At 41.7% G+C, this 18,698-nt stretch carries 11 protein-coding genes and 1 pseudogene; 7 read left to right on the top strand and 5 right to left on the bottom strand.

The annotated features are described in order from the left end of the window. Positions 1 to 6 precede the first annotated feature (6 nt). Positions 7 to 1,356 carry a 3-phosphoshikimate 1-carboxyvinyltransferase gene (gene aroA, locus ANA7108_RS0118020; RefSeq protein WP_016952207.1) on the top strand — a complete coding sequence of 450 codons (1,350 nt, stop codon included), beginning with the start codon at positions 7 to 9 and terminating at the stop codon, positions 1,354 to 1,356. A 934-nt stretch (positions 1,357 to 2,290) separates the two neighbouring features. On the opposite strand, the gene ANA7108_RS0118010 is transcribed toward aroA, so the two are convergent. After that, positions 2,291 to 3,433, bottom strand: coding sequence for an FAD-binding oxidoreductase (locus ANA7108_RS0118010; RefSeq protein WP_016952205.1), 1,143 nt, complete (start codon positions 3,431 to 3,433; stop codon positions 2,291 to 2,293). Positions 3,434 to 3,898: 465 nt separating this feature from the next. Further along, positions 3,899 to 4,354: a photosystem II protein PsbQ gene (psbQ, locus tag ANA7108_RS0118005; RefSeq protein ID WP_016952204.1), complete on the bottom strand. Its 456-nt coding sequence runs from the start codon at positions 4,352 to 4,354 to the stop codon at positions 3,899 to 3,901. Positions 4,355 to 4,776: 422 nt separating this feature from the next. Here psbQ and ANA7108_RS0118000 point away from each other — a divergent pair, with 422 nt between their 5' ends. Further along, on the top strand, positions 4,777 to 5,208 hold the full coding sequence (locus ANA7108_RS0118000; RefSeq protein ID WP_016952203.1) for a hypothetical protein: 432 nt from the start codon (positions 4,777 to 4,779) through the stop codon (positions 5,206 to 5,208). Between the two features lie 49 nt (positions 5,209 to 5,257). Here the strand turns inward: ANA7108_RS0118000 and ANA7108_RS0117995 are convergent, their stop codons facing one another. Next, a complete protein-coding gene (locus ANA7108_RS0117995) occupies positions 5,258 to 7,207 on the bottom strand; it encodes a DNA polymerase III subunit gamma/tau (RefSeq protein WP_016952202.1) in 1,950 nt (649 codons plus the stop codon). A 241-nt stretch (positions 7,208 to 7,448) separates the two neighbouring features. Between ANA7108_RS0117995 and ANA7108_RS0117990 the strand changes: the two genes are divergently transcribed. From ANA7108_RS0117990 to ANA7108_RS0117980, 3 genes are all read left to right on the top strand, one after another. Continuing rightward, the gene (locus ANA7108_RS0117990; RefSeq protein WP_016952201.1) at positions 7,449 to 8,099 is read left to right on the top strand and encodes a hypothetical protein; all 651 of its coding nucleotides are present in this window, start codon (positions 7,449 to 7,451) and stop codon (positions 8,097 to 8,099) included. Positions 8,100 to 8,278: 179 nt separating this feature from the next. After that, positions 8,279 to 11,830 (top strand): tetratricopeptide repeat protein, encoded by a 3,552-nt coding sequence (locus tag ANA7108_RS0117985; RefSeq protein WP_016952200.1) that lies wholly within the window; start codon positions 8,279 to 8,281, stop codon positions 11,828 to 11,830. A 55-nt stretch (positions 11,831 to 11,885) separates the two neighbouring features. Beyond that, entirely contained in the window at positions 11,886 to 12,686 is an 801-nt protein-coding gene (locus ANA7108_RS0117980; protein WP_016952199.1) for a hypothetical protein, read from the top strand. Between the two features lie 568 nt (positions 12,687 to 13,254). Here ANA7108_RS0117980 and ANA7108_RS30565 read toward each other — a convergent pair. After that, positions 13,255 to 13,798 (bottom strand): annotated as a pseudogene (locus tag ANA7108_RS30565) (transposase). 541 nt (positions 13,799 to 14,339) lie between these two features. After that, on the bottom strand, positions 14,340 to 15,188 hold the full coding sequence (locus ANA7108_RS0117960; RefSeq protein ID WP_016952197.1) for a M28 family peptidase: 849 nt from the start codon (positions 15,186 to 15,188) through the stop codon (positions 14,340 to 14,342). Positions 15,189 to 15,419: 231 nt separating this feature from the next. Here ANA7108_RS0117960 and dnaK point away from each other — a divergent pair, with 231 nt between their 5' ends. Beyond that, positions 15,420 to 17,486, top strand: a complete 2,067-nt coding sequence (gene dnaK / locus ANA7108_RS0117955; RefSeq protein WP_016952196.1) for a molecular chaperone DnaK — start codon at positions 15,420 to 15,422, stop codon at positions 17,484 to 17,486. Positions 17,487 to 17,648: 162 nt separating this feature from the next. After that, entirely contained in the window at positions 17,649 to 18,653 is a 1,005-nt protein-coding gene (locus tag ANA7108_RS0117950) for a DnaJ C-terminal domain-containing protein (RefSeq protein WP_016952195.1), read from the top strand. Positions 18,654 to 18,698 lie beyond the last annotated feature (45 nt).

Genomic DNA, 18,698 nt, shown 5'->3' with positions numbered 1-18,698 from the left:
ATCCTAATGTCGGTTGCTGTTATAACTTTAGAAACTCAAGAAAACAGTTCTCATAACTTGACTATTCAGCGACCCTCCTCTGGACTGTCTCTACAGGGTCGTATCCAAGTTCCTGGGGATAAATCTATTTCTCACCGGGCTTTGATGTTGGGTGCGATCGCTGAAGGTGAAACTGAGATTCAAGGACTGCTTTTAGGTGAAGACCCCCGCAGCACTGCTAGCTGTTTTCGATTGCTAGGTGCAGAAATTTCGGAGTTAAATACAGAATTTGTCAAAGTGAAAGGGATTGGATTGGGGAATTTTCAAGAACCTATTGATGTCTTGAATGCAGGTAACTCCGGTACAACCATCAGATTGATGTTAGGTCTGTTAGCTTCGCACCCAGGGCGCTTTTTTACGGTTACAGGTGACGACTCTTTGCGATCGCGTCCCATGTCCCGTGTTGTCAAACCTTTACAACAAATGGCCGCAGAAATCTGGGGACGCAAAGGTAACTCTTTAGCACCTTTAGCTATTCAAGGACAAGCCCTCAAACCTATTCACTATCATTCTCCCATCGCTTCAGCTCAAGTTAAATCCTGTATTCTACTGGCAGGTTTAAACACCGAAGGTAAAACTACTGTCACTGAACCCGCTTTATCACGAGATCACAGTGAGCGGATGTTCAGGGCTTTTGGGGCAGAATTAAGTATAGACTCAGAAACTAAGAGCGTGACTATCACTGGTGGTGCAAAATTGTTCGGTCAAAAAGTGATTGTTCCTGGTGATATCAGTTCAGCAGCTTTTTGGTTAGTCGCTGGATCTATTGTTCCCGGTTCTGATTTGGTTGTGGAAAATGTCGGTGTCAATCCTACCCGCACCGGAATTTTAGAAGCTTTAGCAATGATGGGAGCAGACATTCAACTGGAAAATCAACGCGAAGTAGCTGGGGAACCAGTCGCTGATTTACGGGTGCGTTCGAGTCAGTTGAAAAGCTGCACCATTGCTGGGGATATTATACCCAGATTAATTGATGAAATTCCCATTTTGGCAGTAGCTGCGGCCTTTGCTGAAGGGACAACTATTATTCGGGATGCAGCGGAATTGCGAGTTAAAGAAAGCGATCGCATTACCGTGATGGCACAACAGCTTCATCAAATGGGCGCTAAAATTACCGAATTACCAGATGGGATGGAAATTACTGGTGGTACGACTTTGGTGGGAACTCAGGTAGATAGCCATACAGATCATCGTATCGCTATGAGTTTAGCGATCGCTGCTCTCAATGCTACCGGAACCACAACCATTCACCGCGCCGAAGCTGCGGCTATTTCTTACCCCAATTTTACCCACACTTTAGCCGCAGTTTGTAGTTGAAAATTCAATATAGAGCCGCAAGCATAACTCTCTTCAATTTTTAATTTTCACTTTTTAAGTATTGAGGATGTTGACTTCCGGTTCTGAATCTGCTATAGTTAATCTTGATAAGGAAGAATTATTTAATAGTAAATTATTTGTCCTGCAAATAATAATTAATGCAAGACTTACGCAATTGTCACAATTTAGTTGGCGTGTGACAATACAAAGCTTATTATTAGGTTAAAAATTGCTCAAGTTGTCACCGGTAAAGGCAGAGGGCAGGAGGCAGGAGGCAGAAGGAATGTCTCCTCTGCCCACGACTGAAAGGAGTAAGGGTATGAAGCCCCTCCCAAATCGAAAATTTGGGAGCTTCCGATTGGGAGGGGTCACAATCCCTTTCCAATTGGTTCCTTCTGCCCTCTGCCCTCTGCCTCCTGCCTTCTTGAAGCACCTTACAAGGAAAAATATGCCAGTTGCGTAACAGCTGATGATGTTCAAAATCCCTCTAGTATTTTATACTGGAGGGATTTTGTTTCTAGCCGAGTTAATAGGTTTATAAATACCTTACAAAGTAATTGTGCAAATCTAGTGGAGTGATGAGACGTAGAAATCACAGCAAAATACAACCAAGCAAACTAGTCAAAATAGAGAAAACCTTAGAGAATAGATGAGGAACCAAAGCCAGAAAAGACAACAGGGCAAAGCCAGGTTATAAGTTAACATTATTGAAATCAAAAATAAGTAGTCGTGCAAAATAAATTGTACATTTAGGAGAGGGAACAGGGAACAGGGAACAGGGAACAGCGAACAGATAAGCACTATAGGGATTTTTATTTGTTCCGAAAATATTCAATTAATTTTGCTCAGGTACTTATTAGACCTCTTGCAGAATTACTTCCCACAGCACAACAACTTTCTGCATTTGATCACATAAAAGACTCTGGCATTGATTTTATCGAGAATCCGCAGGATATATCATGTCCCGAATAGCCACAGCCGTTGCGGGCGCTAGTAAAACACCGTTGCGATAATGACCAGTTGCTAAGAGGACATTGCTAAAACCAGGTAATTTATCAATTACTGGTGCGGGTCTACCTTCAGGACGGGGACGTAAACCCGACCAAGTGCGAAGAATTTTAGCTGTGGCTAAATCTGGACAAAATGCGATCGCTTGTGCCTTCACAAATTCTAGCAATTCTTTGTTGGGAGGAATCTCATCTCCATCATTAGGGAATTCCACCGTTGCACCCACCCAATAGTCACCACTACCCATAGGTACAAGATGGACATCATTACCAGTAATCACCGGTTGAAAATCAGGATTTCCTAAAACTCGCCCTAAACTGAGGTATAAGGCCTGCCCCAGCACTGGACGAATATTCACCTTTTGATTTAATTGTGCAGTTAGTGGTGTAGAACCCAAGCCAGCAGCAACTATAAACCAGTCAGCCGTAACTTGACCCTCAGAAGTTTCAATAGATTTAAGTTCTTCAATAACTGCCGGCAATAATTGAGATGATGGAGTGGGGCTACTTAGCACACTCACCCCAAATTTAAAATTGACCCCATTGCGTTGAGCCGCATCCACTAAAGCTAAAGTTAAAGCTGTGGGATTAAGTTGACGATCTTGAGGAGAATAAACAGCACCAATAATTTTGGGGTGATTGATTTGCGGACAGAATTTTTGGAGTTGTTCATTGTCCCAAACTGCTAATTGCCAACCTTGAGATTTACGAACTTCTCGTAATTGTTCCCATTCTGTCATCACTTCTACCCCACTTTCCAAAGGGTGTTCTGCATCTTCTGACAACAGCATGACAATTCCCTGACGGTTACAAGGGATTTTGCGACCTGTAACAGCTTCTAGTTCAGGAATCAAAGTTTCATAACGTTGGATACTAGATTGGCGCATTTGCCAAGCTTTACCCTTGATTTTGTGGCTAATTATGCCCATCAGTACACCAAGTGCAGCACTAGTAGAACCTTGTGCTGGTGGGTTTTTATCGAAAACCGTGATATTCAAACCCTTAATTTGGCTCAGTTCATAGGCGATTGTCGCCCCAACTACACCACAACCGATAATTACTACATTCATGACTTTTGTTAAGAGTGAGGGGTGAAGAGTCAGGAGTTTCTTCCTTAACCCTATCACCCCATCACCCCAGCATTTTGTGACTGAAGACGCGGTGAGGGGGAAGAAGAGGACGCGGTGACGCGGTGACGTGGTGACGCGGTGATGGGGAAGAAGAGGACGCGGTGACGCGGTGATGGGGAGACGCGGTGAGGGGGAGACGCGGTGATGGGGAAATGGGGGATTCCGATATAGTGGGGGCTTAAAAGATCCACCAATTGGAAGCTACCAAATCTTCCTTTGTGCTGGGAGACTCAGATCCTTGAACGCACCGTGTCCCCGTGTCCCCGTGTCCCCGTGTCCCCGTGTCTCCGCGTCCCCGCGTCCCCCTGTCTCCGCGTCCCCGTGTCCCCGTGTCTCCGCGTCCCCGCGTCCCCGTGTCTCCGCGTCCCCGTGTCTCCGCGTCCCCGCGTCCCCCTGTCTCTTTCTTTATTCCTTCGTGCTTTCTGGAATCAGTTGCAGGAACTTATCAAAATCTGCAACGGTTTCCTTGTAATTACTCAAAGCCAGACTAGTGTTACCGACAGTAGCAGCTTGGTCGATTTTCACCAAGTGAGTTAATAAATCCTTGGTGATTTGTCGTGCTTTTGCTTGGTCTTGAGGTAATAGGTTGGGGATGATGTAAGTCATATTTAACCTAGCTTCTGTGATTGGACCATGTATAAAATTACCTACATTGATCCATTCACCATCTTTAATCAAGCTTTTTAGTTCTTCTGAGCGATCGCGCACCACCTGAATATCTGGAACATATGCCTGAATTTTCACCACTTGCGCCGGTGTATAAGTGGGAGGTGCAGTTGCAACACTAGGTCCGCCACAACTGATCAGAAATGTTGCCAATAATACTAGAATCAATGAAAAAATAGAGCGTTGAGGCACCATAAATCCCAATAAATTTGCTATTTGTTTACCGATTTACAGTGTCATTTTAAATCGCCTTTGTTATTTATCGTTCTTGTTAGCAAAGGTTTTTGCAGAAAATTCCCTAACTACACCCTAAATTGTCAAATAGCCAGTCCAAAGAGAGAGTTTCAGGTGCTTTATCAACTTTCTTAAGTATGATTACTCATTGACAGTCTCCGGGCTAAAGCCACGGAGATTCTACATTCTACGTCAGAATTTGCTCTAGCAGGTTTTCACCAACTAGAGTAGAGACTCCAACATAAAATCTGAGGAAAAGATGATTGAGAGTTGCGAAATTTTCAAGGGATTGATAAGCTGAAACACTAATAATATCAGCCTTCTGGAGGTTTTTCTGTTTTCACATCCCCCATAGGCTGACCCCAGATTAGGAGTGTTTTGTCATGAATGCATCTGAACAGGCAACAAACCTTGAACTTGCCAGCAAGATTGCTACGGTAGTGAACTTATTCAAATTGGAGTTTCCTGATGCCAAATCTGATCTTAAACCTTGGCAGAATGACCCAGAAACAAGGGAATTAGTAGATCCAGATTCCATAGATATCGGGTTTCACTTTCCGGGAATCAGTAAATCTTGGCGTAGTCGCAGTATTTTGATTCAAATCCGTTTTTATCAAGATCCTATCAATCAATCCCAGCGAGCAATCGGTATTGAAGTATCGGGATTTGACCATCGTGGTCAAGTTTGGCAACTTTCAACAATAGAACAATGGAGTTTTGTTGGTGAGTCTGTGCCTTCTCCTCCCATTGGGGAAAAGCTCAAACACATTTGCCGACAAATATTAGAAATATTTAACCCACATCCTACACCTTAAAATGAGGACGCTGAAATTCATTGTGTAGCTTTAATTAAGTAAATTCATGTTAATCATAATCATATTCTGATTCATATATCTCAGTATCGACTGAAACCCCCATATCAGACAAATCTAAAGCATCATCTGAGAGACGGATGATTTCCCCAGAAAAAAATTGTGCCAGACTTTTAGCCGCATTTGTTACTTCGTCATGATCCCAATTTGTCGCCGGTGCTGGAGTCGGTGGCGGTGGCAAGGTCTGTACTGGGGCTGTGTCGATATCTACAGACTCAGTTCTTGCAGGTGTTGGTGCTACTGGAATTGGTTGTGGTACTGGTGGAGGAGGTTGAACTTGCTGGTTGTAGTTGGGTGTAGCTGGCTGTTGAACACGAGTAGAATCTTGTGGAGGAGGACTTTTTCTGGCTGAGGTAGAACTTGATGAAGTCGCTTTTTCTAGATTGACTTCGATTTCACGCTGAAAAGTCTTCTGGAAAGCTGTCTTCATCATCGGCAGATCAGATTTAAGTGTTTCATACCATGCTCCTCTGACAGCAACACGCGCTACATTACCGTTAAACTCTATTAGCTGGCACATTTGCCCCAGTAAAGCTTGTCTAGAAAGCATGGGAAAATTAGCACGCACCTGTTGCCAAACTTGAGTTAAGTCATACTGTGATCCGCCGACAACTTCCTCTAAGGGTGGTGTGGAAATCGTTACAGGTGGGGATGGAGTATGTACAGGTTCTGGAGGAGGTGAAGATACTGTGTTAGGTATGGAGTTGTGATTGGCGGGAGGATTGACAGGTGGTGGTGAATAATGGTTGGGTTGGGTATAACCTGGTGGTTGAGAAACTGGTGGGTAAGAAGTTGGAGCGATCGCAGGTGTATGCACTCGCTGAGGTACACTAGGCGCTGGCGGCTGAATATTGGCACTAGGTAATAATCCCAGTAATGTCACTTCTAACCACAAACGCGGCTGAGTGGTGTTTTTAAGTTGGATCTCTGCTGTTCGCAAATGTTGCTGTCCACGTAAAATTGTGCTGATTTCCAAGCTTTGGGCAAAGTTAACTAGTGCAGTCCAGGTTTGCTGAGTACAAGCAACTAAATCTTGACGCTTAGGAGCAGTTTTAGCAATTAGTAAATCTCGGTAAAAAGCGGCCAAATTTTGGAGAATTGTGAGGGGTTCTCTGCCTCGATCTAGGATTTGCCTGGTAGAGTCTAGCACGACTTCAGGATGATCTTGTGCGATCGCCTCTAACAAACCTAACAAATCTTTTTCACTAACTGAACCCACCAAATCCCAGACTTTATCTGGTGTGACTTCTCCCGCTAACAAAGCTAGTTGATCTAGTAGACTTTCTGCATCTCTTAATCCCCCTTGAGCAATTTGTCCTACTAAGGTCAGAGAATCATGAGCAATATTAATCTTTTCTATGGCGGCAATATGGGTTAAATGCTTTACCATCGCCTCTAACTGAATACGTCTAAAATCAAACCTTTGACAGCGGGAAATAATTGTGGGTAATACACGCTGCGGGTCTGTTGTCGCTAAAATAAAAACTACGTGTTTAGGTGGTTCTTCTAAAGTTTTAAGTAGCGCATTAAATGCTGCGGTACTTAACATATGACATTCATCAATTACATAAACCTTATACCGACACTGCATCGGGGCAAATTGCGCCTTTTCAATCAATTCGCGGATATTATCAACCCCTGTGTTACTAGCAGCATCGATTTCAATTACATCTGTGGCATAACCTTTAGTAATGCCTTGACAAATATCACATAAGCCACAGGGTTCGGGGGTGGGCTTGTCACCTTGAAGACAATTTAAAGATTTTGCTAAAATCCGGGCGCTAGAAGTTTTTCCTGTGCCTCTAGGACCTGTAAATAAATAGGCAGGGGCGATTTTGGACGAGCTAATGGCGTTGGTGAGGGTAGTAGCGATCGCCTCTTGTCCAACTAGTTCAGCAAAACTCTTTGGGCGATACTTATGGTGCAGGGGTTCGTAAGACATGGAGAGCAGTTTCAATGCCTTGGTTAGTTGATTGGTAGCACCCAGTCGAGTTTGGGGTCTAACTATTTTAACAACTCATGGCAATTTCTCCTTCAGAAAAATACTCTGCATATATTTACTGACGATTATGTAAATAATTTTTTGTATTTTATTCTCCATACCGTAAAATGGGAACCCCTTCCCTCTCCAATGAATAGCCGCTTGTCACTGACATCGCTAAAATTTTAAGCAGCGACATTCAATGGTGCAACAGATGCTCAAGCGGCTAGTTCAGTGGTTCAGAAAATTTTGGCAACGCTTGTTTGGTAGCAAACAAAATCCCATTCCCGTCCACAAGCATGGGGATAAAAAAGTAGCACCACCCCTAACAGATACAGATCTAGACTTTCTGTTTACAGAACTTTTAGCAGGAGTTCAGCAAGCTAGAGGCCAGACTTGGGCGCAAAACTGGTTAGATAAAATTAACCATCGTGTCAGTACTCAACGCTGGCTAGAGTGGCTACAACGCTTTGGTCAAAAATTATTAGCATCGCGTACACCCAATAATGAATTAGCGGCGCGGTTAGTACATTTAGGTGAATTAGGTATCGGTGAAATTGGTGATCTTGCCTATGATATTGGGATGCAATTGTTGACACGCAATCAAGGTGAACCAATTTGGGAATATGACGGGCCAGATGCTATTAGCCAAGTTGTCTCACCACCAGGAGAAATAGATCATGAGAATTTTCCAGAGGGAGAATACCAAACTGTCACCTTAGATGAATTGTTTGTCATGTTGCAGCAGGATCAAACTCTCCGCCAGCAAATTGCCCAACAATTAGAAATAGAAACAGATGATCCACAAGTTATTATCCAAATATTGATCAATCAATCTCAGGGAGAGGAGTAAACTCTTCTTGCCCGGAAAATTGAGCCAAATAGCAGAATTAGCTGAAAATTACTGAATACATTTTTGTATAGTTTTTCGCCATATCAATATGGTCTGAGCTTAATTACCTGAACTGTTAAGTAATTCATGATTTTTTTGACACAACGATGGCTACAATCTAGGAGAGAGAAAATCCAAGAATGTGGCAAATGCTCAGGTGGCTATTGCAGTGGCTTAACAAATTTTTGAAGTATCCCTTTGATGGTGGTTGGACTCATGATGCCAACGCTGCGAAGGGACAGAAGGTGGTAGACTCCCCACCGGAATTAACTAATGCCGATCTGGAACTTTTGTTTAACGAGTTGCTAGAAGGCGTGCATCAAGCCCGAGGGCAACAATGGGCGCTGAAGTATTTACAGCGGATGGAACCTCGAATTACTGTTGAGCGTTGGCTAGATTGGCTGCTGATATTTGGTGAAAAATTATTAGCTTCACCTGCACCAAATAGTCTGATAGCAACGCGAATGATGCAACTGGGTGAACTGAATATCGGTAATGTTGGCGAACTAGCTTATGAGATTGGTATTCAGTTATTGAGCCGTAATTACATCCAAGAGTATGAGGAAACTCCACAACCTGTGGAGTTGGAAAGCACAAACCCCATCGAAGCACCAGCAGATACTCCTGGTCAGCAATTGCTGCGCGATTTGGGTGAACAGTTATGGAATTATGATCAGGAAGAAGTTGTAAATATTAGCCCAGTATCTGCCAACTTGGAAGAAGTCTGGACACTGCTGAGTGGAGATGAACAGCCAAAAGATCCAGATGTGGTTTTCAGTTATGAGTATTCAGAACATGATACCCCGGTAAATCTTGAAAATTTAGAGCAAGTAGCAGCTTCCTACTTGACAGAAATTTGGGATGATTCTTTGGTGAATAAAGAACCGAAGGTGGCACAAACCCTCGATGAGTTGGTGGTGAGGTTGGAGCAAAGTACCAATCTAGTCCAGCAACTTGCTTCGGAACTAGCAATCCGCGATAGTCAAGCCATAATTGAGCGACCATCATTTCAACTAACCGTTACTAATCAGGCTCAAGCCTGGTTTTTCCAAGGGTTACAGCAAGCTAAATCTGGGGATTTGTTGGGAGCGCTGGCTTTTTATAATCAAGCTACTAAATTGCAACCAGAAGCTTGCGAGTATTGGTTTAATCAGGGCTTGACATTGTTTCATTTACAACGTTTTGAGGAAGCGATCGCAGCTTATGACCAAGCTATTTACTTAAAACCTGATTTCTACAAGGCTTGGTACAATCGGGGCGGGATTTTGGGGGAGTTTGGCGATTATGACCAAGCTATTATTTCTTTTGATAAAGCTATAGAATTTAAACCCGATTATCAAGCAGCTTGGTCTAGTCGTGGTTTAGCTCTGCTGAAGTTAGGATTAATTTGGGAAGCAATTTCTAGTTATGACCAAGCCCTGAATTTACAACCCCGAGACCAGGAAACCTGGTATTACCGAGGAGTAGCCCTAGCTGTAGGTGAGCAATATGAAGAGGCGATCGCATCCTATGACCGAGCTTTAGATATCCAACCTGACTACCAGGAAGTTTGGATTGACCGGGGGGTCGTATTATTTAACTTGAATTGTTGGTTAGAAGCAATTGAATCCTGGGATCAAGCTCTCTTAATTCAACCTGATTTCTACTTAGCTTGGTACAACCGAGGTATAGCACTGGAAAATTTAGGAAGACGTGAAGAAGCGATTACTTCCTATAAACAAGCTATCAGCATCAAAGCGGATTTTCACTTGGCCTGGTATAACCAAGCCGTAGCCTTATTCTATTTAAACCGATTTCCTGAAGCGATCGCTTGTTATGATCACGCTTTAGAAATCAAACTGGACTACTGGGAAGCTTGGTTAGGACGCAGTGGAGCCGTTGGTAATTTAGTTAATGACAAATTATCCCTAATTTTACCCAGTAGTATCGCTACAGCCAATCCCGCTCTCAATCAGCGCGGTTATGAAGGCAAATTAGCTACCTATGAAGAAGGTTTAAAATATCTCCGTCCAGATACTCACCCGGAAGGTTGGGGCAGATTGCATATAGCCATGGGTAATACACACTACGAACACGGTAAAAAACAATCCGCACCCCGCTATTTTTGGCAAAAAGCAGTATCTGAATACCAACAAGCACTATTAACTCTCACAGCTGAAGATTTTTCGGAATTGCATCTTGATGTTTTACAATCTCTCACCAAGGTGCTTGTTGGTTTGGGACAAACGGTATTGGCACAGGAATTACAACAACGGGGACTCAACTTATTACAACAATTACTCAATCAAACAACCCGTCCTGAACACAATAAAAAACAACTAGCTCTGAAATTTGCAGGTTTGAGACAATTGGGTGTGGATTTAGCCGTTAATGTCGGTGATTTAGTTGAAGCTTGGGAAATTGCTGAACAGGTCAAAAATAACTGTTTAACATTACTACTTTCTGGTGGAAGTGAAGAAGTTTATTCCCCCAACTACGGCACGATTCAACGCCTACTTAATTCCTCAACAGCAATACTTTATTGGCATCTTAGCCCTATTGCTTTACACACTTTCATTATTAAAGATGAAGCCCCATCACCCATTTTACTATTAACGCCCATCCAAGATATAGAAGCAATACCCGAAGCCGTACAACGCTTAGTTGAATTTGAAAATTGGCTGGAAGATTGGCAGCAAATATATCAAGAATATCGCCAAATTGACAATATCGAAAATCAACCTAACCATTCCTGGCAATTGGCAATGGAACAAAGGTTGTTACATCTGGAAAAGATCCTGAATATTTCCACAATTATTCAAGAACTAGAAGGTATTAACCAACTAATCATAGTTCCCCATCGTGATTTAAATCGATTACCTATTCATTCACTTTTCCCGCTTTCCCAGCCAGATTCACAGGTGAATTACACCATTAATTATCTTCCCAGTATCAAAATAGGACTTTCTTTAAAACCAGAGTTATTATCAAATTGGCAACAGCAAAAATTCCTCAGTGTTGAAAATCCAGAAAGCCTCAATAATAATGAGAGTAAATCTGCTGAATTTACATCGGCAATTGTTAGACAGATGTTTGATTATGCCCAACATATTCAGGGTACACAAGTTACTAAAGATAATCTAGAAAATGCTTTACTGGCAGATTACAACATCTGTCATTTTACTAGTCATGCTATTAACAATTTACATGAACCTCAAAAATCTGCTTTGGTATTAGCAGGTGAAGAAAAGATCACTTTAGAACAAATTTGCCAGCATAATTTTCAAAATTACCGTCTTTTTACGCTGATAAATTCTGAAAATGTCAGCAATAACAGTCAGAATATCAGCAGTGAATATGTGGGTTTAGCAACTGGGTTATTAAATGCAGGTGTCCCCTATGTAGTGAGTACAATTTGGACTATAGAATCATCTGCCACTGCTTTAGTCAGCATAGAGTTCTATCGCAGATTGATTTTCCATACTTCACCCGTTATCGCTTTAGCTGAAGCTACAACTTGGCTAAAAGAAATAACTGCGGCAGAACTGATCATATGGTATGAAGAATTACTGAATAATTTGCATCCCAATGAACTGCAATTTAGGAAATATCTATCTACACAAATTGACAAAAATAGTAAACTAGCATCTCATCAACGCCCTTACCATCATCCTTATTATTGGGCAGCATTTATCATTACAGGATGCGATTGAATATTGGCGAATTAAGTTGACAACAATCACAAAGTCACCCTTATTCATAAACAACATGAAAAGTAAGTTAGTATTGCAAAATAACCCCTTTGGGGAAATATTTCTTTCTGGGCTTCTCACCATAGGATTTACAGTTGCTGGACTAGCCATTACTTATTCAACTTTACCCAAAAATTATGTATTCTCTTGCAACAGAATTGCTGCAAGCAAGCCTAGTTGTGATTTTAGAGAAAAAGAATTATGGCTAGGAATAAAACAAGATAATTTTTTCCAAGAAATAGATGCAGCAATTGTAGCTACTCTATCTGGAGAAGATAATAGTAAAACATTGTATTTGGTGAAGTTGAAAACGGTTTATGATAATTTTACGCTTGTTACCTATGAATCAGAAGATCAAGCCCAGAGTATTGCATCTCAAATTAACCAGTTTATTGTCGGTAAAAACAGCAATAGTTTGCAACTTGAATTTTCTTCAGAACTAAAAATAGGAAAATTATTACTGGGATTATTATTTCTCGTTATCGGCTTGGGATTTTTGATCGGGATAATTTTCATTCCCTATTACAGAAAGATAACTTTTGATCAAACTACGCATAAAATCATTATTCAGCAAAGAGGTTTGTTAAAAAATAAGTTTGCTGAACACAAGTTGAGTGAAGCTATGGAGGTAATCAAGGAAGAAAAAATAGATAAAAGTGATGATAGTACAATTACATATATCTTGTTGATGTCTGGAGGTAAAAGGATATCTTTATATTTATATTGTGGTAAAGATTGGAAAAATGAAGTGGAGATGGTGGAAAGTGTAGCTGCTTTTCTAAATCTTAAAATTACACATCAGCAAATTAAGGTGTAATTACAATACTGTTCGGTTAACAATTTTTGTAGCGACTGTCTTGAATGTCAAGCGATCGCACTTGTTGACGCAACAGGGGAACGCTGCGCTAGATTGGGCGGTGGTAGGCACGGGCAAAAAGATTCTGAGTTAGTAATCTAGATAGTTGTAGCCCGCCCTACCACTCCACTGCGTCGCCCAATCTTCCCCAGTTGCTAAATCACTCGTGGGGTAATGTTCAGGAGAAATTTGTTTTAGAGTGTAAATAGGGCTTGCTGAAAAAATGCAAAACCCAGATAAATCAAAGCTTTGAGGCTGATAAACAAGAAAATAGGTGCAAGGTTTTTGAAGGGTTTATCATCAAAAGTGTGCATTTTTGGTCTGAGAAATCAGAAAACTTGGGGATGACAGATAGCTGAAACTGTTAAGAGTTCCCTGTTAAGAGTTCCCTGTTAAGAGTTCCCTGCCTTCACGAAAAGACTTTCTCAGCAAACCCTAAATAGGCACTATTAAAAAGCATGAAAAAACAATCTAGGAAATGTAAAAAACAAACCTAGTTTTTGATCACAACAAATTAAATTATGTGAATTTAATTGTTTGAAATTGGTTGTAAATTATCTTGAAGACCCCAAGGAAGATGATCACGCACCATCGCATTTAAGATGATTAACATTTTATGAACACAAGCAGTAATTGCTAATTTTTTGGGTTTACCACGTTCAACCAGGCGCTCATAAAAAGTTTTGATAACAGGATTATGACGCATGGCAACAACAGCACCCATATATAGTTGCGGGTTCATAGCTTCACCGAAATGTGCCAAAATCTGGGCATCAATTGCGTCGGTTTTTGCTAATTTACCTGTGGCTTTAGCAAAATCTCTTCCTTGACGAGGATTGATTAATGCTATTGGTAAAAGTGCCGCAAGTAAAAAGAATTACTAGCTCTGTTTCTAGTCCCCCTGTTGCTTCTAGTACAATTAAGTTTAAATTGTATGATTGAAGTTCCTTAACTAGATTAGCGATTTCTGTTTCAGAATTAGCAACTTTAAATGCTTTACCTATTGGACGGATATAAACATCTAGTGTTGCTTTACTTACGTCAACGCCTACCCAATGAGAGATATTTTTCATTTTTTAACTCTCAACTTTTAACTAATTTATTTTTACTATTTTTCATCCCCTTGATTTCACTCATCCTTGCACGATACGGGTGATATTATCTATGTCTAAATTCATAGTTTTTACCCCAGGCGACTGTTCGAGTTCTGTCATGGAGATTGTTGTGGTGACCCTTGCTATAAAGCGGTCTTTTAAAACCAAGGTTGGGACGGTCTACCACTTCCTCTAACATACCTCTAAGATACAAGGTTGGGTTAAGCGACAGCGCAACCCGACGCATTTTTTCGGTTTCATACTATTGCTTCGCAAGGCTGACACGAACAGCCTAACCTACGAATCAAGAGTTTTTTCGATTTGGACAAGTATTGTTCTAAACTATTTATTATTCTGCTTGATTATATAGCAGTCAGATTTAATTTATGTAGGGGTTTAGCAGTGCTAAATCCCTACCCATAAAGGCTTTTCCTGTACGAAATTTCTATGGCTACGCTATCAAAAATCAAATATAGTAGTCCTATATTTCGCTGAACTAATCCCATTCTGATTCTATCTTTTATAACTGCCTAATACCCCTTTCCAAACCCTCACATACACCTGCCAGAAAATCTAAATCCAAAGTCGCAATAGTGTCACTCGGTTTGTGATAATGAGGATTTCGCATAAAAGCAGTATCAGTTACCATCATCGCTGGATAATCTTGATCCCAAAAAGGTGCATGATCACTAAGTCGAGTTTGGGGAACCATTAAACCCCGATTTGGTGCAAGTAGCCACTGACTAGACACACTAGATTGGCGAATATTTCTACTTAGGCTAAGTAAATCACCAAAAGTCCGCCAATTGCCAATTAAAGCAATAAAATCACCAGAATTTGGATAAAAAAGTTCTAGAGGAAATGGGTATTTTTGAGAACCCGGACTAAAGTCCCGATAGCCCAACATTTCCAAAGATATCATCAGGCGTATACGTTGCTTTTGTTCGCGCAATAAAGCTGCATAATCAGCACTACCGAGTAAGCCATATTCTTCCATATCAAAAGCAACCAGTCGCAAAGGATATCTGATTGGTTTTTGGGCAAAACTTCTGGCAAATTCTAATAAAACTGCAACACCTGTAGCATTATCATCAGCTGCCACTGTACCAGGTACACCATCATAGTGAGCGCCAATTAAAATAGGAGGTAAATCTGTCTTTTGCTTTTCTGCGGCAGCAGGTAAATTTAAAATCAAGTTTTTACAGCTTTTACTTCCTACTTGGAAGGTGTGGATTTCCACACTTCCCCATTGTCCAAATTGTTGGCGAATGTATTCTTGAACAAAGAAATGTCCCGCAGTCGCCATATAAGGATCGCGTTCTCTGGCTATCTGCTGAAGGTGATTTTGTAACCGCTGTTTTAAATTCAAAGTAGTGATTGGTGATTAGTAAAATTCTGACCTGTTAAGAGTTCCCTGTTCCCTCTCTTCAAATGCTATCCTAGTGCAAGCAAGTAACGCCTCAAGCTAAAAATTTTCTAATTCTTGATTGAATGATGATAATTATGCCATTGGGCGGTTTTCATCATTTAGCACCAAGCTAGAGGTAGTCCAGCCATATAATAATTAGTTTATAAGACACGCTGAGGAGAAAAGTAACGCATGGGCAAGGTAGTCGGCATCGACTTGGGTACAACCAACTCAGTAGTCGCCGTTATGGAGGGTGGCAAGCCGGTGGTGATTGCCAATGCAGAAGGAATGCGAACAACCCCCTCCGTCGTCGGTTTTAGTAAGGAAGGTGAAAGGGTAGTTGGGCAAATGGCCAGACGGCAAACTGTCCTCAATCCTCAAAATACATTTTTTGCTGTGAAACGCTTTATTGGGAGGAGATACGGTGAATTAAACCCAGATTCTAAGCGTGTACCCTACACCATCCGCAAAGATGAAATGGGCAGTATTAAAGTTGCTTGTCCGCGTCTGAATAAGGAATTTGCCCCAGAAGAAATTTCAGCCATGATCCTCAGGAAATTGGCAGATGACGCTAGTCGCTATTTGGGGGAACCTGTCACCGGGGCTGTAATTACCGTTCCTGCTTATTTTAATGATTCCCAGCGGCAAGCAACCCGTGATGCGGGCAGAATTGCTGGTTTAGAAGTACTGCGAATTCTTAATGAACCAACTGCGGCCTCTTTGGCTTACGGATTAGATCGGGGTGACACAGAAACTATCTTAGTCTTTGACTTGGGTGGTGGTACTTTTGATGTATCGATTCTAGAAGTAGGCGACGGCATATTTGAAGTTAAATCCACTAGTGGAGATACCCAGCTAGGTGGTAATGATTTTGACAAAAAAATAGTTGATTGGTTAGCAGACCAATTTTTAGAAGCAGAAGGTTTAGACTTAAGACGCGATCGCCAAGCCTTGCAACGGTTGATGGAAGCAGCAGAAAAAGCGAAAATAGAACTTTCTGCCGTCAGTGTCACTGATATTAACTTACCCTTTATTACCGCCACAGAGGACGGTCCGAAGCATTTAGAAACTCGGATGACGCGATCGCAATTTGAAGGCTTGTGCGGTGACTTAATCAGTCGAGTGCGAACCCCTGTAAAAAGGGCGCTGAAAGATGCCGGACTCTCCCCTGTAGATATTGAAGAAGTTGTACTAGTAGGTGGTTCCACAAGGATACCAATGGTGAAACAGCTAGTACGTGACTTAATTGGGACTGAACCCAACGAAAACGTTAACCCTGATGAAGTGGTGGCAGTGGGTGCAGCTATTCAAGCCGGGATTCTCGCAGGTGAACTCAAGGATGTACTGCTTTTAGATGTCACGCCTCTATCTATGGGATTAGAAACCATCGGTGGTGTGATGAAAAAACTCATTCCCCGCAACACAACAATACCAGTACGGCGCTCTGACATTTTTTCTACTTCTGAAAATAACCAAAACAGCGTCGAAATCCACGTTGTCCAGGGTGAGCGGGAAATGGCAGCAAATAACAAGTCTTTAGGACGGTTTAAGCTCTATGGTATTCCGCCAGCGCCAAGAGGTATACCCCAAGTTCAAGTATCATTTGATATTGATGCTAACGGTATTTTACAGGTGACAGCCTTAGATCGCACCACTGGACGCGAACAGAGTATTACCATCCAAGGGGCTTCTACCTTGAGTGAGTCAGAAGTGAATCGCATGATTCAAGATGCTCAAAAATACTCCGAAGTTGACCGAGAACGCAAAGAAAGAGTAGAAAAACGCACTCGTTCCGAAGCCTTGATTTTACAAGCCGAACGGCAACTGCGGGAAGTAGCCTTAGAAATGGGAATGCAATTTGCCCGTAACCGTCGTCAACGCATTGATAATATTTCTCGTGAACTGCGGGAAAGTTTAAAAGAAAATGACGATCGCGGAATTGACCAAGCTTACGCAGACCTGCAAGATGCTCTATATGAGCTAAACCGAGAAGTCCGTCAGTATTATGCTGAGGATGAAGACGAAGACTTATTTGGTGCAATTCGTGAGATATTCACGGGTGACAAAGAACGAGAACGGGATTCCTCTAGAGACACCTATCGGGAACGGGATGCTTATAACCGGGACTATGGTAGGGATAATGGCAGAGACTATGGTAGGGATAGGGACAATCGTTCTTCCCCCTATGATAGCCGTCCAGCACCGAAGAAGCGTCCCAGCTACCAGGATAACTGGGATGATGACGATGATTGGCTGTAAAGCAATTTTAGATTGTGGATTTTAGATTTTAGATTGGGGATTAACTTGATTAAATCTAAAATCTAAGTTCAAATATTTGCTCCCGTCAGTGATAAGTAGAAGCACAACTGACAACTGACAACTAAACACTGACTAGTGACATCTAAATTTAAATAAAAAACTATGCAAAATTTGCAGAATTTTCGAGATTATTACGAGATTTTGGGAGTAGATAAAGATGCCTCTAGCGAAGAAATTAAAAAGGTTTATCGTAGATTAGCAAGGCAATATCACCCTGATCTTAATCCCGGTAACAAGGAAGCAGAAGAAAAATTTAAGACCGTCGGTGAGGCTTATGAAATCCTTTCCGACCCCAGTAGGCGATCGCAATATGACCAGTTTAGCCGCTACTGGAAACAAAAAGGCTTTGCTGGTGCTAAACAAACACCAAAACCAAAAGGTTGGGGAGATCGTTCTAACAGCCGCAGCAGTAATCAGGAAGTAGACCCCAGTGAATTTTCCGATTTTGAAAGTTTTATTAATCAAGTCATAGGTGTCAGCAGTCGCCAAGATAGCAGAAATAGCGGAGGTTCTAGCACCTCTAGCACCCCTAGCGACCCATTTCGCACTCCCAGAACTAAAGTTGCTTATACAGTCAACACACCACCTCGCACTACTCGTAGAGATATAGAAGCCCGCTTGACTTTACCCCTAGAAAAAGCTTATCAAGGTGGTAATGAACGTATTCGCTTAGAAGATGGGCGATCGCTCGAAGTAACTATGCCCCCATCTATGGTGACAGGTCAAACCATCCGTCTGCGAAATCAAGGTATTGGTGGCGGCGACTTATACTTAAAAATTACCGTCGATCCTCATCCATTATTTAAACTAGAAGGCACAAATATCTTCTGTCAAGTTCCTGTAACTCCTAGTGAAGCAGTTTTAGGAGGACAAGTAGAAGCACCAACCCTTGACGGTCCAGTGAAAATGACCATTCCTCCTGCGGTGAGGTCTGGACAAAGATTTCGTCTCGCTAATAAAGGCTATCCAGGGGAAAACGGAAAACGTGGAGATCAATTAGTTGAAGTGCAAATAGTCACTCCCAAAAATCTCACTTCTGAAGAACGAGAACTTTATGAAAAATTGCGGGAAATTGAAACCTTTAAACCCCGTGCTGATTTAATTTAACAGCAAAGTCTAAATCAGGATTTCCAGGATTTAAGGATGAACAGG

This window comes from Anabaena sp. PCC 7108 (assembly GCF_000332135.1).
Classification (GTDB): Bacteria; Cyanobacteriota; Cyanobacteriia; order Cyanobacteriales; family Nostocaceae; genus Anabaena.
This window is presented reverse-complemented; position numbering and strand designations above follow the sequence as displayed.